Consider the following 14366-nt stretch of genomic DNA (forward strand, 5'->3'; position numbering starts at 1 on the left):
AGGGGGAGTTGCGTGCAGCAGGGTGAGGCCACGTCTCCCGTGCTCGCGGCGTACCTCGACGAGATCCGTCCGGACGGCCACGACGACCTCGTGGAGAACGCCGTCGACGGTGGTCCGCGGTTACGAGAGCGCTGGGCGGCCCTCCCCGGCGCCGAGGACGTGACCCCGGCTGACCTCGCCGCCGCACAGTTGCGCGTGGGCCGTCTGGTGGACGACTCCGGCATCACCTACAACGACACGGCGGACGCGTCGTCCGAATCGCCGTCGTCGACGCAGTCCGGTGCGCGGTGGGAGCTCGACGTGGTGCCGACGGTGGTGTCGGCGCCGGACTGGGACCGGCTCGAGGCCGGCATGCTGCAACGCTCGCGCATCCTCGACGCGGTGCTCACCGATCTGTACGGCGAGCGCACCCTGATCCGCCGCGGTCTGCTGCCGCCGGAGATCGTCTTCCGGCATCGCGGCTATCTCCGCGCCGCGCACGGCATCACCATCCCCGGCCCACATCAGCTGTTCTTCCACGCGGCGGACATCGCCCGATGCACCGACGGCGAGTTCCGAGTCCTCTCCGACCGCACTCAGGCACCGTCTGGCGCCGGCTACGCCCTGGCGGACCGGTCGATCGTCGCGCGCGCGGTACCGGCTGTCTTCGGCCGGGTGGCGCCCCGTCCCGCGAGCACCTACGTCGGTGCGATGCGCGTGGCCCTCGTCGAGGTGGCGCCTGCCGCCGCCGAGAACCCGCTCGTGGTGGTGCTCAGTCCCGGTGTCTGGTCGGAGACGGCGTTCGACCAGGCGCATCTCGCCTCGGTGCTCGGATTCCCCTTGGTCGAGTCCGCTGATCTGGTCGTCCGCGACGGCGCCCTGTGGATGCGCTCGCTCGGCACCCTGCGCCGCGTCGACGTCGTGGTGCGCCGTGTCGACGACGACTACGTGGATCCGCTCGACCTGCGCCCCGAGTCACGCCTCGGTGTCGTGGGACTGCTCGAGGTCGCGCGGCGCGGAGCCGTGACCGTGGTCAACACGATCGGCAGCGGCGTGCTCGAGAACGCGGCGCTGTTCGGACGGCTGCCGGAGCTGGGCCGGGCGCTGCTCGGCGAGGAGCCCCTGCTCGACTCGGTCCCCGCCTTCTGGGCGGGGGATCCACACGGCTTGTCGCACATTGTCTCTCGTATCGGTTCGCTCGTGGTGTACGCGATCGGTTCACACCGGAGCGTCGTCGGTCCCGCGCTGTCCATGCGCGAACGGGACGAGCTGGTGCGGCGGATCGGGGCGGACCCGACGGGGTGGGCGGCGCGGGCGATACCGGACCTGGCGACGTCGCCCGTCGGGCCGGTCGGTCATCGCCGGCACGACGCCGCCGTGCTGCCGAGGCCCGTCGGCATCCGACTGTTCGACGTGGCCGGGCGCCGGGGCTACACCCCGATGACGGGCGGTCTCGCCCAGGTGTTGGTCACGGATCCGCCGTCGGAGCCCATGTCCACGACCGCTGCCAAGGACGTGTGGGTGCTGGCCGAGCGTCGCGGCCGGCCGGATCAGCCGGACGTGTCGAGCGCCGTCGACGCACCGCGTCCGATGGGTGGACGCCGTCCCCGTGTCATCGACTCGGTGAGTACGCCGCGTGTGCTCGACGACCTGTACTGGATGGGTCGCTACGGCGAGCGTGCCGAGGCGACGGCCCGCCTGCTGGTGGCCGCGAACCAGATGGTCCGCGATCATCGCGGCGAGACGCCGTTCGGGGAGAAGGCGCGGTCCGACACGGACGTCGCCCTGGCCGTGGTGCTCGACGCGGTGACCGCGGTGACCGCGACGGCGCCGGGGTTCCGCGCCGCGACCACGCGGTCGGACCTGCTCGCGGAGTTCCGGTCGCTGACGGTGCGGACGCGGCGCACCGGTTCGCTCGCGCACGCCGTGGCGGCGTTGCAGACGTGTGCCCGCGCGGTGCGGGATCAGCTGGGCGAGGACACCTGGGCGGTGTTCAACCGGCTCGACACCGCGCTCGCCGAGTGTGCGGCGTCGCCGGTGTCCGACGAGGCGGGGCTCTGGTCGACGCAGAGCCGTGTCGTGGGGTCGATGCTCGCCGTCGCCGGTCTGTCGGCCGAGTCGATGGTGCACGATCCGGGCTGGTTCCTCATGGACACGGGCAAGCGCATCGAGCGCGCTCTGCAGATCACCGCCCTGCTCGCCGAGACCGTGGGCACCGCGCGCCCACCGGCCGTCGAGCAGGCCGTGCTCGGGGCGGTGCTGAACGCCGCCGACTCGTCGGTCACCTACCGGCGCCGCTATCGCGGTGCTCCCGAGGTGGGCGCCGTGGCCGAGCTCGTGCTCTTCGACGGCGGCAACCCGCGCTCGGTCATCCACTCGGTGGAACGAGCAGCGGTGAACCTTGCGTCGCTGCCCGGGTCGACGGGGACCTCCCGCACCGATCGGGCGCTCGAGCGCATCGTCGCGACGCTGCGCCGAGTCGACCCGTCCGATCTCGAGGACGTCGACGCCACCGGGACCCGATCGGAGTTCGACGACGTCGTCCGGTCGGTGCACACCGATCTGCTCGACCTCTCCGAGTCGATCACCGCGGCGCACCTGACGCTGCCCGGCGGCACGCAGCCGTTGTGGGGACGCGGCGGCGGACGGGTGTTGTCGTGACCGATCACGAGGGTGCGCGGTGGTACGCCATCACCCACCGCACCGAGTACGTCTATCAGGGCACCGTGTCGTCGTCGTACGGCCGCGGCCACCTCTTCCCGCGCTCGACCTCGGAGCAGCGGTGTCTCGACGCCTCCGTCACCGTGACGCCGACGCCGACCGACCGGTCCACCGGTGTCGACCTCTTCGGGAACGAGGACGTCTACTTCCACGTCACCACCGATCACGACCGGTTGTGCGTGACCGCGCGCGCCCTGGTCGCCGTGGACCCTCCCGACCCCGCTCGCCTCACCACCCGGGCTGCGACTACGGCGTGGGAGAGTGCTCGTCCCACCGGGGTCGACGGGGCCCTGGACGTCGACTTCGTGCTCGATCTCGTGCCACCGGAGATCACCGACGAGGTGCACGAGTACGCCGCGCTCTCGCTGACCGAGGGCCGCCCGTTGGTGGAGGCGGTGTTCGACCTCAACCACCGGATCCACACCGACTTCGCCTACCTGTCGGGGTCGACGACCATCTCGACGACCGTCGCGGACGTCCTCGCCGCCCGGACCGGTGTGTGTCAGGACTTCGCGCGGGTCGCCGTCGCGTGCCTGCGCTCGCACGGCCTCGCCGCGCGCTACGTCTCCGGCTACCTCGCGACTCGACCGCCGCCGGGCAAGGAACGCATGGTGGGTGTGGACGCCACCCACGCCTGGGCGGCGGTGCGGTCACCGGACGGCTCGTGGCTGGCCTTCGACCCGACCAACGACCAGTGGGTGGACGAGCGCTACGTGACGGTGGCGTGGGGCCGTGACTACGACGACGTCCCTCCGCTGCGCGGCATCATCTACACGGAGTCGGCGGGGAGCCGCATCGCCGTGTCGGTCGACGTCGCGCCGATCGTCCGAGCCGTCTGACCTCGGATCTTGCCTCTCGTGGGCACCGCGGTGCCAGCGGCGCCCCCGAGCTGTCGGGAGAGTGCGATAGGGTCGAGAAACCGCACAGCGAGCCCGTTTCATCGACTGTGGAGCGGGGAACCCGATCCTGCTCCGGCAGTACGCACACAGCATCACAGGCGGCCCTCACGGGCCGACGCGAGTACGGAAACGAGGAATGACCTGCCCGTTCACGAACGAGGTGGGTCGGACAATCGATGACGGCAATGTTGGCAGATCCGGTCACCGAAGCAGTGGCAGCAGCACGAGAACTCCTCACCAGACGCACGGGAGCATCGGTGACCCTGGTCGACCCGGTCGATCTCGGCGGCAGCGGGCGCACCGTGGTCATCCGTGTCCGGGTGGCCGAGAACCCGTTCCAGTTGCCCCGCACGCTCGTGATCAAGCAGGTCCGCGAGACGTCCACGGAGTCGGTGTCCCGCACGGGTCTCGGCGCCGGAGACCACACGGCGTTCCTGCGCGAAGCGGTCTCGTACCAGTTCGCCACCGCCCTCGCGACGCACACCCGTCCCGGTCCCTCCCTCATCGCGTACGACCTGAAGGAACGGCTCCTCGTCCTCAGTGACCTGGGGGACGCCGCGCCGTTCACCAGTCTGATCGCGAATCCGGATCCGTCGTCCGTCACCAACTCGCTCATGGCTCTGGCCCAGGCACTCGGGCGGATGCACGCCGCCACGTTCGGCCGCGAGGAGGATTTCGGGGCGCTCCTCGGTCGCGCCGGCGTCGCCGATTCTCGAGACGGGCTGGCCGATCAGGTCGCGGTGGCCCAGTCGGACGTCCCGGCGATGCTCGCCGCGGATCTCGGCATCGAGGTGCCGCCCGCGGTCGCCGCCGCCGTCGCCCGCGCGGCCAAACTCTTCGGTTCCGGCGGACACCGCGCCTTCAGTCCGTCGGACCTGTGCCCGGACAACATCATCGTCAACGACGAGGGCGTGCGATTCCTGGACTACGAGTGGGGCGGCTTCCGGGACGCCACTCTCGACGTGGCCTACACGCTCCTGTCCTACCCGGGCTGCCTGTGCCGTCTCGATCTCACGCCGGAACGCGCCGAGGCCATGGTCGATGCGTGGCGAGCCGAGGTGGTCGGAATCTGGCCGCACCTCGCCGACGACGACGTGCTGCACGCCAAGTTGCTGGACGCCCAGTTGGTGTGGGCCTGGCTCACGACGCACTGGTTCCTCCCCGACGACGACACCCGCAACGCCGCATTGCGTCGGCACCACCTCTCGGTGCCCCGCGCCGCCGCGCTGACCACGCGGTGGTCCATCCTCTCGGAGTACGCGCGCTTCGTCGGGCACCACGACCTCGCGGACTTCGCGGGCGATGTCCGGCAGGCACTCGCGGCGCGGTGGCCCGCCGCCGCGTCCTGACCGTCCGATGAGCGCCGACGACTCCCTCTTCGACGACGACACCGCTGCTCCCGACGGGGACGCGTTCGTCCCGTCCCCGCGTGCGAGCACACCGGGTGCGCCGCTGGCCGTGCGGATGCGTCCACGGTCGTTGGACGAGGTCGTGGGCCAGGGCCACCTCCTCACCCCGGGTGCCCCGCTGCGCCGCCTGGTGGAGGGGTCCGGGGCAGCGTCGGTCATGCTCTACGGCCCACCCGGCACCGGCAAGACCACGCTCGCGTCCCTGATCTCGGGTGCCACCGGCCGCAAGTTCGAGGCCCTGTCCGCGCTCTCCGCGGGCGTCAAGGACGTCCGGGCCGTGATCGACCTGGCGCGTCGCCGGCTGCTGAACAACGAGCAGACCGTGCTCTTCATCGACGAGGTGCACCGGTTCTCCAAGACCCAGCAGGACGCCCTGCTCGCCGCCGTCGAGAACCGGATCGTGCTGCTCGTCGCCGCGACGACGGAGAACCCGTCGTTCTCCGTCGTGTCGCCGCTGCTGTCACGGTCCCTGGTGCTACAGCTCCGGTCGCTCACCGACGACGACATCCGCGAGGTTCTCACGCGGGCCCTGGCGGACGAGCGCGGTCTCGGCGGGTCGGTGACGGTGACCGACGAGGCGCTCGGACACCTCGTGCGGCTGGCCGGCGGTGACGCTCGACGGGGTCTGACAGCGCTCGAGGCGGCCGCCGACACTGCGGGTGCGGGCGGCACCGTGGATCTCGAGACCGTGGAGAAGAGTGTCGACCGAGCCGCGGTGCGGTACGACCGGGACGGTGACCAGCACTACGACGTCATCAGCGCGTTCATCAAGTCGATCCGCGGTTCCGACGTCGACGCGGCCATGCACTACCTCGCCCGGATGATCACCGCCGGTGAGGACGCACGCTTCATCGCCCGCAGGCTCGTGGTGCACGCCAGCGAGGACATCGGCATGGCCGACCCCACCGCGTTGCTGGTCGCGACGGCGGCGTCGCAGGCGGTGCAGACGATCGGGATGCCCGAGGCGCGGCTCGCCCTCGCCCAGGCCACCATCCACCTCGCCACCGCACCGAAGTCCGGTGCCGTCACCAGCGCGCTGTCCGCGGCGATGGCCGACATCGCGGCGGGGAAGGCAGGCGCCGTGCCGCCGCACCTGCGCGACGGGCACTACACGGGAGCCGCCTCACTGGGCAACGCGGTGGGCTACAAGTTTCCGCACGACGACCCCGACGGTGTGCTCGCCCAGCAGTACCCGCCGGACGAGCTGGTGGGCGCCGACTACTACCGGCCCACCAACCACGGAGCGGAGCGAGACCTCGAGACGCGCGTCGGCAAGCTCCGCAGAATCGTGCGTGCTCTCGCGCGCTAGGGTGTTTCCGTGCAGACTCACGAGATTCGCCGTCGTTTCCTCGACCATTTCGAGAAGCTGGGACACACCCCCGTCCCCAGCGCCTCGCTGGTCCTCGACGACCCGAATCTGCTGTTCATCAATGCCGGCATGGTGCAGTTCGTCCCGTACTTCCTCGGGCAGCGCACCCCGCCGTTCGCGCGTGCCGTGAGTGTGCAGAAGTGTGTGCGCACCGGCGACATCGAGAACGTGGGCGTGACCACCCGCCACAACACGTTCTTCCAGATGGCCGGCAACTTCTCGTTCGGCGACTATTTCAAGCGCGAGGTCATCGGCTTCGCGTGGTCACTGCTCACCTCGTCCGTCGAGGACGGTGGCTACGGCTTCGATCCCGAGAGGATCTGGGCCACAGCGTATCTCGACGACGACGAGGCCATCCAGATCTGGAAGGACGTCGCCGGTCTGCCCGACGAGCGCATCCAGCGCCGAGGCATGGCCGACAACTACTGGTCCATGGGCATTCCCGGACCCTGCGGGCCGTGCTCGGAGATCTACTACGACCGCGGACCCGAGTTCGGCAAGGAGGGCGGTCCGGAGGCGGACGAGGACCGCTACATCGAGATCTGGAATCTCGTGTTCATGCAGAACGAGCGCGGACAGGGGACGTCGAAGGACGACTTCGAGATCCTGGGGCCGTTGCCGCGCAAGAACATCGACACCGGTATGGGTGTCGAGCGCGTGGCGTTCCTGCTGCAGGACGTCGACAACGTCTACGAGACCGATCTGGTCCGTCCCGTCATCACCGAGGCCGAGGCACTGTCCGGCCGTCGGTACGGGGAGAACCACGACGCGGACGTACGGTTCCGCGTCATCGCCGATCACGCCCGCACCGCGGTCATGCTCATCGCCGACGGCGTGACTCCGGGCAACGACGGCCGTGGCTACGTGCTGCGGCGTCTGCTGCGCCGGATCGTGCGCAGCGCACGCCTGCTCGGTGCCGAGGACCCCTCGATGGCGCGGTTCGTCACGGTCGTCCGCGACACGATGGCCGAGTCGTACCCGGAACTGGTCGAGGACTTCGCGCGCATCGAGTCCGTCGCCGTCGGCGAGGAGAAGGCGTTCCTCGCGACCCTCACGTCCGGATCGCGCCTTTTCGACAACGCTGCTCAGGCCGTGACCGCGTCCGGCGGCACCCGCATCAGCGGTGACGAGGCCTTCGTCCTGCACGACACGTACGGCTTTCCCATCGACCTCACACTCGAGATGGCGGCCGAGGCGGGCCTGCAGGTCGACGAGGCCGGATTCCGCACGCTCATGGCGGAGCAGCGTAACCGTGCGAAGGCCGATGCGCAGTCGCGCAAGCACGCGCACACCGACCTGACGGTGTACAAGGAGTTCGTCGACCGTGGTCCCACCGAGTTCACCGGTTTCGACGAGCTGGACAGCGAGGCAACGGTTCTCGCGATCATCGCCGGGGGCGTGCGGGTGCCCACCGCCGCTGCGGGGGAGAAGGTCGAGGTCATCCTCGACCGCAGCCCGCTGTACGCCGAGTCCGGCGGACAGCTCGCGGACATCGGCACCCTCACGGGCCCGGGACTGAGTGTCACCGTGGGCGACGTGCAGAAGATCGCGAAGACCGTGTGGGTGCACAAGGTCACCGTCGACGAGGGGCAGCTCACCGAGGGCGACGTCGTCACCGCGCACGTCGACCAGCAGTGGCGCCGCGGCGCCACCCAGGGACACTCCGGCACGCACATGGTGCACGCCGCACTCCGCCAGATCCTGGGCCCGAACGCGGTACAGGCCGGATCGCTGAACAAGCCCGGCTACCTGCGGTTCGACTTCACGTACCAGGGTGCGTTGTCGGAGTCGCAGCGCGAGGACATCGAGTCCGTCACCAACGACGCCGTCGCGTCCGACTTCGCGGTCAACACCTTCGTCACCGATCTCGACGACGCCAAGGCCATGGGGGCGATGGCGCTGTTCGGTGAGAACTACGGCGACGAGGTCCGGGTCGTGGAGATCGGCGGACCGTTCTCGATGGAACTGTGCGGCGGCACCCACGTCCAGCACTCGTCGCAGATCGGCCCGGTGACGCTCCTCGGAGAGTCGTCGGTCGGGTCGGGCGTGCGACGCGTCGAGGCCTTCGTCGGCCTCGACTCGTACAAGTACCTCGCCAAGGAGCGCGCGCTGCTCGCCGGTGTCGCCTCGTCGCTCAAGGTGCCCACCGACCAGGTGCCCGCGCGGATCGAGAACCTCGTCGAACGGCTCCGCGTCGCCGAGAAGGAGCTCGAGGCCACTCGCGCCGCCGCCGTGCTCTCGTCCGCCGGGTCCTACGTCGACACGGCGCGCCGGGTCGGGTCGCTGCTCGTCGTCGCGGAGCCCGCGCCGGCCGGCGTCGGTGCCGCGGATCTGCGCACCCTCGTCGGCGACGTTCGCGGCCGGTTCGGCACGCAGCCCGCGGTGGTGGCGCTGTTCGGAGACGTCGACGGCAAGGTGCCGTTCGTCGTGTCGACGACCAAGGCCGCGCAGGAACTCGGCGTGAAGGCCGGTGAACTGGTAGGTGCCTTCGGTCCGAGCATCGGCGGCCGCGGCGGTGGCAAGGCCGACACCGCGCAGGGAGCCGGGTCCGACGCGTCGGGTATTCCGGCGGCGATCGAGGCTCTGCTCGGTCGCGTCACCGAGATCGCCGGGAACTCCTGACGGTGGCCGCCGGCAGCTCCGCGCCCGACCGGCCGGGCGCCGACGACCCGGGGCGGGGGCGGCGGCTCGCGATCGACGTCGGGAGCGTGCGCGTCGGAGTGGCGTCCTCCGATCCCGACGGCACCCTCGCCACACCCGTCGAGACGGTCCCGCGCGCAGCGAAGACGCACACCGACTCGGCCGACGTCCAGCGGATCGTCGCGCTCGCCGAGGAGTACGAGGCCGTCGAGATCATCGTCGGTCTGCCGCGCACGCTGCGCGGCGAGCGCGGAACCGCCGCCACGCTGGCTGTCCGTTTCGCCCGAGTCCTGCACCGTGCGCTGCCCGGCGTGCCGGTGCGGCTGTCCGACGAACGCTTGACTACGGTGAGTGCCGCGCGTGGTCTTCGAGACAGCGGCGTCCGCGCGAGAGACCAACGGTCGATGATCGACCAGGCGGCGGCGGTCGCCATCCTGCAAGGGTGGCTCGACGAGCGCCGCAGTGTCCTGGCGCGAGAGATGGTCGCCCAGGCGAACGAGGAGGGGGCAACGGTGCCCGAGAATCACGGTCCGGAGCAGGACACACCGGGGACGACCCCGTGACGGACGACGGTCGTGGACAGCGGCCCGGCCGACGCGACGAGTGGGACACCGACGAGCTGAATCTCCCGGTCGACGACCTGCGCCGTCAGCCGCTCGCCGACGACCGCCGCGCCCGTCCTGCGCGAGTGGCGTCGGGTCCCGGTGACCGCCCGAGCCGCGCGAGCCGCGCGGACACCCGCCGCGACCGCGCCGCGGCCGGTCGCAAACGTCGCTCGCGCATCATCGGCGGACTCGGTGTGCTGGTCCTGGTCGGCCTCGTGGCCGTCGGAGGTGTGTGGGGAGTGTCGAAGTTCACCGGCGGCGGGGCCGCGGTCGCGGAGGACTACCCGGGTCCCGGCGGCGACGCCGTGGTGGTGCAGGTCGCCTCGGGCGACACCGCACAGGAGATCGCGACCGAGATGGCGGACAAGGACGTCACCGCCAGCTCGGCGGCCTTCTACGAGGCCGCGGTCCAGAACACCGCGATGACCTCCGTGCAGCCCGGTTTCTATCGGATGCGCTCGCAGATGGCGGCGGCCGACGCCGTCTCCGCACTGGTGGACCCGGCATCGCGAGTGGGCCAGATCCAGATCGCCGAGGGCCGTCAGCTGCACGACTCGACCGACGTCAACACAGGCGCCGTCCGCAAGGGCATCTACACGCTGATCTCCGAGGCCAGTTGTGCTGTCGGAGAGGGTCTTCCGTGCGTGACATACGACGACCTGAACCTCGCGGGTGCGGGGGACGATCCTTCCGCACTCGGTGTCGCCGACTGGGCGACCGACGCGGTGCGGCAGGTGCCGGATCGCGATCGTCAGCTCGAGGGGCTCATCGCCGCGGGCACGTTCAACTTCGACCCCAGCGCCGCACCGACGGACATCCTGCGTCAGCTCGTGTCCGAGAGTGCCGCGATCTACGAGGACACCGGTCTACTGGAGGCAGGCGCCTCCTCGGGTCTCGACCCGTACCAGGTGCTCGTGGCGTCGTCCCTCATCGAGCGCGAGGCGTTGCCGCAGGACTTCGCCAAGGTGGCGCGCGTCATCCTCAACCGTCTCGCCATCGGGCAGCGTCTGGAGTTCGACTCCACGGTCAACTACTCGCTGGACACCACCGAGGTGGCCACCACCGACGCCGACCGTGCGAACGTCACGCCGTGGAACACGTACGCCAAGGAGGGTCTGCCGGCGACGCCGATCTGCTCTCCCGGTGTGGCAGCGGTGCAGGCCGCCGAGGCTCCCGAGCCCGGCAACTGGCTCTACTTCGTCACCATCAACGCCGCCGGTGAGACGCTCTTCACCGACGACTACCAGGTGCACCTGGACAACATCACGAAGGTCGAGGGCGGGTTCCTCGACAGCGGCCGGTGACGTCCGTCTCCGACGCCTCGTCGACGAGGCGCGCGGCCGTTCTGGGGTCGCCGGTGGCGCACTCGCGTTCACCGATCCTGCACGCGGCGGCGTACCGGGAGCTCGGGCTCACCGGGTGGACCTACGAGCGGGTGGAGTGCACCGCGGAACGGCTTCCGGAGTTCGTGGACGGCCTCGGACCCGAGTGGGTGGGACTGTCGGTGACAATGCCGGGCAAGTTCGCGGCTCTGGCCTGTGCGACCGAACGAACGCAGCGCGCAATCGCTGTGGGCTCGGCGAACACCCTGGTACGCACCGACTCGGGCTGGCGCGCCGACTGCACCGACGTCGACGGTGTCACGGGCGCCCTCGGCACGGTCGGTGTCCGTGACCTGTCGGGAGCGTCGGTGGTCGTCGTCGGGGCGGGCGGAACGTCCCGCCCGGCGCTCGTCGCTCTGCGTGATCTCGGGGCGAATGCGGTCACCGTCGTCTCGCGGGACGAGGAGCGGGCGGAGGGAGCTCTGGTCTGTGCGCGCGACGCCGGTCTCACCGCCCGGTGGAGTGCACCGGACGACGACGCGCTGCCGCGAGCGGTCGCGGACGCGGCAGCCGTGGTGTCCACCGTCCCGCCCGAGGGCGGCGCTGCGATGATCGACGCACTGCGCGGGACGCGCGTGCTGCTGGACGCGATCTACCACCCGTGGCCCACGCCGCTGGCCGCCGCGGTCGAGCAGTCCGGTGGCGTCGTCGTCGGCGGCCTCGCGATGCTGCTGCACCAGGCCTTCGGTCAGGTGGAGCAGTTCACCGGTATGCCTGCCCCGCGTGCTGCGATGGAGCGGGCTCTGCGGGAGTCCTGATCATCCCCGGGTGCGCCGTCGTCCCCGGGCGGGTCTCCGCGGCACGGATCATGGGAGTCACCGGTGCCACCGTGACTGCATGACCGTCCTCCTCGGATCCGCGCTGTGTTGCCTCGCTCTTCTCACCGTCGGTCGGTGGGTGACGCCGACGGTGCCCGACCTGCTCGCGGCCGCCGTCGTCGGTGCCGCGCTCGGCGCGGTCACCACCGACGTGGCGATCCTCGCGGTCGGGGCGTGGTCCTGTGCCGTCGCGCTCGTCGACTTGGTCCGTCACCGCCTGCCGGACGATCTGACGCTGCCCGCCGCGGGTGCGGTGCTCCTGGCAGCCGCCCACCAGGGTGGGGGCGAGTCGGCGCTCCTCGGCGGCCTGGCTCTGGCCGGTGTGCACCTCGTCGGGTCGGTGGCGTCACCCGGATCGATCGGAGGCGGCGACGTCAAGCTGTGCCTCGCACTCGGGGGACTGGGCGCGGTCTCGGGGCCGTCCGTGTGGACCGTGGCCGCCGTGCTGGCACCGACGACGACGCTGGTGCTGGCGGCGATGACGGGACGAACCGGGGGAGCGGCGGGGATTCCGCACGGACCCGCTCTGTGTGCGGCGACCCTGGTGGCGTGGGTGAACGCCGGGACGTGAAAAGATCGATCCGTGTTGCGATGGATCACTGCCGGAGAATCTCACGGCCCTGCCCTGGTTTCCATTCTCGAGGGCATGGTGGCCGGAGTCGAGGTGACCTCCGAGGACATCGGAGCTCAGCTCGCCCGACGACGCCTGGGCTACGGCCGCGGCGCCCGCATGAAGTTCGAGGCCGACAAGGTCACCGTCATCGGCGGTGTCCGGCACGGCTCGACGCTCGGCGGTCCCGTCGCCATCGAGATCGGCAACACGGAGTGGCCGAAGTGGGAGACCGTCATGGCGGCCGACCCGGTCGATCCCGCCGTGCTCGCCGACCTCGCGCGCAATGCGCCCCTGACCCGTCCGCGCCCCGGCCACGCCGACTACTCGGGCATGCTCAAGTACGGCTTCGACGACGCCCGGCCCGTGCTCGAACGCGCCAGCGCACGGGAGACCGCCGCCCGCGTCGCGGTCGGCACCGTCGCGCGACAGTTCCTGAAACAGGTCCTCGGCGTCGACGTCCTGTCGCACGTCATCTCGATCGGCGCGTCCGACCCGTACGAGGGCCCGGAGCCGTCGGCGGGAGACATCGAGGCGATCGACGCCAGCCCCGTGCGGGCGTTCGACGCCGTGGCCGAGCAGTCCATGATCACCGAGATCGAAGCGGCCAAGCGCGACGGGGACACCCTCGGCGGCATCGTCGAGGTGGTCGTCCACGGCCTTCCCGTGGGACTCGGCTCGTTCGTCACCGGCGACAGCAAGCTCGACGCGCAGCTCGCCGCGGCACTCATGGGCATCCAGGCCATCAAGGGTGTCGAGGTCGGCGACGGGTTCGAGACCGCACGCCGCCGCGGCAGCGCCGCCCACGACGAGATCCTCCCCGGCCCGGACGGGATCGTCCGCACCACCAACCGCGCCGGCGGCATCGAGGGCGGCATGACCAACGGCGCCCCGCTGCGGGTGCGCGCGGCCATGAAGCCCATCTCCACGGTTCCGCGTGCCCTGGCGACGGTGGACATGTCCACCGGCGAGGGTGCGGTGGCCATCCACCAGCGCAGCGACGTCTGCGCCGTGCCGGCCGCGGGGGTCGTCGCGGAGACCATGGTGGCTCTGGTGCTCGCCCGCGCCACGCTGGAGAAGTTCGGAGGCGACTCCGTCGCCGAGACCGCCGGCAACGTGCGCCGCTACGTGGAGAACGCGCAAGCCCGTCCGCCGCGATGACCGGGCAGGCCGGAGGCCGGTCGCAGGATGCCGGGCAGGCCGGAGGCCGGTCGGGGGAGACCGGTGAGGCCGGGGAGGTTTCCGGTCCGCCGCGCGCGGTGCTGATCGGGCCACCCGGCGCCGGGAAGTCCACCATCGGCCGACGGCTGGCTCAGGCCCTGGGCACGCAGGTGTACGACACGGACGTGGCCATCGAGAAGGACACCGGCCGCACCATCCCGCAGATCTTCGCCGAGAGCGGTGAGGCGGAGTTCCGTGCCATCGAGGAGCGCATCGTGCTCGATGCGCTGCGCACGTATCCGGGCATCGTGTCCCTGGGCGGTGGGGCGATCCTGTCCTCGCGCACTCGTGCGGCGCTCCGCGGTCACACCGTCGTCTACCTCGAGATCAGTGTCGGCGAGGGCCTCCGGCGCACCGGTGCGACCACTGCCAACGCCTCGCGACCCCTCTTGGCCGGCTCGGACCCGCGGGCGAAGTACCGCGAACTGATGCGCACTCGGCGACCCCTGTACCGCGAGGTGTCCACCATCCGTGTCCGCACGGACGGCCGCAGCCCTGCTCGCGTCGTCACCGCTGTGCTCGGCCGTCTCGGCGTCGCCCCCGCCGACCGCGTCCCCGCGCCGGCCGCACCACCGCAGCGGACCTCGCCGCGGCGCCGGATCCGGCGCAAGGGCGGACGTCCGATCCCCACCGATCCGGGACCGTTGCCGCGGCAGTCGGCACCACGGACCGGCCGTACCCGACCACCGCAGGATCCACCCCCAGCACAGGAG

Annotated in this window: 10 protein-coding genes and 1 pseudogene; all 11 read left to right on the plus strand. The window is 71.1% G+C overall.

Going from position 1 to position 14366, the window contains the following annotated elements; translation table 11 throughout:
* Positions 1-12 precede the first annotated feature (12 nt).
* Positions 13-2640: a circularly permuted type 2 ATP-grasp protein gene (locus QE449_RS11360; protein WP_307108833.1), complete on the plus strand. Its 2628-nt coding sequence runs from the start codon at positions 13-15 to the stop codon at positions 2638-2640.
* On the plus strand, positions 2637-3539 hold the full coding sequence (locus tag QE449_RS11365) for a transglutaminase family protein (protein ID WP_222649050.1): 903 nt from the start codon (positions 2637-2639) through the stop codon (positions 3537-3539). Before QE449_RS11360 ends, QE449_RS11365 begins: the two co-directional genes overlap by 4 nt.
* 236 nt (positions 3540-3775) lie before the next feature.
* Entirely contained in the window at positions 3776-4948 is a 1173-nt protein-coding gene (locus QE449_RS11370; RefSeq protein WP_027505245.1) for a kinase, read from the plus strand.
* A 7-nt stretch (positions 4949-4955) separates the two neighbouring features.
* Positions 4956-6317, plus strand: coding sequence for a replication-associated recombination protein A (locus QE449_RS11375; RefSeq protein ID WP_307092885.1), 1362 nt, complete (start codon positions 4956-4958; stop codon positions 6315-6317).
* Positions 6318-6326: 9 nt separating this feature from the next.
* Positions 6327-8999, plus strand: a complete 2673-nt coding sequence (gene alaS / locus QE449_RS11380) for an alanine--tRNA ligase (protein WP_307108834.1) — start codon at positions 6327-6329, stop codon at positions 8997-8999.
* Positions 9000-9001: 2 nt separating this feature from the next.
* The gene (gene ruvX, locus QE449_RS11385) at positions 9002-9580 is read left to right on the plus strand and encodes a Holliday junction resolvase RuvX (protein WP_051613214.1); all 579 of its coding nucleotides are present in this window, start codon (positions 9002-9004) and stop codon (positions 9578-9580) included.
* The gene (mltG, locus tag QE449_RS11390) at positions 9577-10926 is read left to right on the plus strand and encodes an endolytic transglycosylase MltG (protein ID WP_051613215.1); all 1350 of its coding nucleotides are present in this window, start codon (positions 9577-9579) and stop codon (positions 10924-10926) included. The genes ruvX and mltG overlap by 4 nt, the downstream gene beginning before the upstream one ends.
* Positions 10923-11762 carry a shikimate dehydrogenase gene (locus tag QE449_RS11395; protein WP_285185016.1) on the plus strand — a complete coding sequence of 280 codons (840 nt, stop codon included), beginning with the start codon at positions 10923-10925 and terminating at the stop codon, positions 11760-11762. The genes mltG and QE449_RS11395 overlap by 4 nt, the downstream gene beginning before the upstream one ends.
* Before the next feature lie 79 nt (positions 11763-11841).
* Complete coding sequence (locus QE449_RS11400; RefSeq protein ID WP_056444731.1) at positions 11842-12393, plus strand: prepilin peptidase; 552 nt, start codon at positions 11842-11844, stop codon at positions 12391-12393.
* A gap of 12 nt (positions 12394-12405) precedes the next feature.
* Positions 12406-13593 (plus strand): chorismate synthase, encoded by a 1188-nt coding sequence (aroC, locus tag QE449_RS11405; RefSeq protein WP_027505250.1) that lies wholly within the window; start codon positions 12406-12408, stop codon positions 13591-13593.
* Between the two features lie 98 nt (positions 13594-13691).
* Positions 13692-14183 (plus strand): annotated as a pseudogene (locus tag QE449_RS11410) (shikimate kinase); the annotation flags it as partial.
* Positions 14184-14366 lie beyond the last annotated feature (183 nt).

The sequence above is a fragment of the Rhodococcus sp. SORGH_AS_0303 genome (genome assembly GCF_030819335.1).
Lineage (GTDB): Bacteria > Actinomycetota > Actinomycetes > Mycobacteriales > Mycobacteriaceae > Rhodococcoides.

Excerpts from the sequence above, each read along its gene's own strand:
- QE449_RS11375 (WP_307092885.1), top strand. The coding sequence starts at position 4,956 with ATGAGCGCCGACGACTCCCTCTTCGACGACGACACCGCTGCTCCCGAC.
- QE449_RS11370 (WP_027505245.1), top strand. The coding sequence starts at position 3,776 with ATGACGGCAATGTTGGCAGATCCGGTCACCGAAGCAGTGGCAGCAGCA.
- QE449_RS11400 (WP_056444731.1), top strand. The coding sequence starts at position 11,842 with ATGACCGTCCTCCTCGGATCCGCGCTGTGTTGCCTCGCTCTTCTCACC.